Below are 1180 nucleotides of genomic sequence, written 5' to 3'. Positions count from 1 at the left end.
CTCTGTACACGACAAATTTCACAGAACCCTTATCCTATCAGGATTCTGCTTTCTTAAAATTGCCAAAATTTCCTTAAACTCTTCTTTTTTCCCAAAACCAATTAAACGCTGAATCGCCATTTGAACATAGTCTAAACCATAGCGAAATAAACTCATTGAGAGTCGTCCATGCTTCTTTATTTTTATCGCTTTTTTTTGATTATGTTGCCATTCACCCGTTAAGTAACACCAACAGAAGCTTATAGCTAACACCGCAATCAATTTTTTCACTCGTCTAGGGTCTGTCAAGCGCGTATTTTCAAGATTAAACCCGCGTCCTTTGAGACAACTGAATAAGGTTTCAATTTCCCAGCGTAATGCATAATCCTGAATAGCATTGGCATTAAACTGAGGAGAAACGACGAGTAAAAGCTCTCCATTTTCTAACTGTAGTGCACTTATATATAGTTTCACCCGACCAACCAAAATCCGTCGTTTACGACATTCAATTTGACCAACTTTAAGATGGCGAAATAAATCACTAATTTTATGATTCTTTCCTAAATGATTGGTGACAATGAAGTTTTTTTAACACGAATGCAGAAGTTGATGTCTTGTTCAATTAACCATGTAAACCACTGCTCACCGATAAACTCTCTGTCTGCGAACACATTCACAATACGGTCTTTACCAAAAATGGCTATAAAGCGTTGAATCAAAGCAATACGCTCTTTCGTATCTGAATTTCCACGTTTATTAAGCAATGTCCAAAGGATAGGTATCGCTATTCCACGATAAACGATTGCGAGCATCAGGATATTAATATTTCGTTTTCCCCATTTCCAATTGGTTCTATCTAAAGTCAGTTGCACTTGGTCGAATGAAAACATATTGAAAATCAACTGAGAAATTTGACGATAATCAAAATACTGACCTGCAAAGAAGCGCTGCATACGTCGATAAAATGATTGTGGTAAACACTTGATGGGCAAGGCTTTAGATGCAGAAGAAAGATTACATGTTTGCTTTAAAATAATCACAAGCATGATGAGCGCAAAGCACTTTAAATGTGACTTGTTCCATTTTAGAGATTTGTTTAAGATAAGATATAACTCATTGAGATGTGTCATAGTATTCGTCGTTAGAAAACAATTATTGTGACATTATTTCAATGAGTTATCTATTTTTGTCGTGTACAGAG

Annotated in this window: 1 protein-coding gene; it reads right to left on the bottom strand. The window is 35.8% G+C overall.

The window, feature by feature from the left end; translation table 11 throughout:
• Positions 1-18: 18 nt before the first annotated feature.
• Positions 19-1109 (bottom strand): IS4-like element ISAba1 family transposase gene (locus FTU98_RS13815; protein WP_085940648.1). Its coding sequence is split into 2 segments (ribosomal slippage): positions 19-569 and positions 569-1109, totalling 1092 coding nucleotides; the frame shifts between segments, so codons are not numbered across the junction.
• Positions 1110-1180: the final 71 nt, after the last annotated feature.

The organism is Acinetobacter sp. YH12211 (genome assembly GCF_013418015.1).
In the GTDB taxonomy this organism is placed as follows: domain Bacteria; phylum Pseudomonadota; class Gammaproteobacteria; order Pseudomonadales; family Moraxellaceae; genus Acinetobacter; species Acinetobacter towneri.
This window is presented reverse-complemented; position numbering and strand designations above follow the sequence as displayed.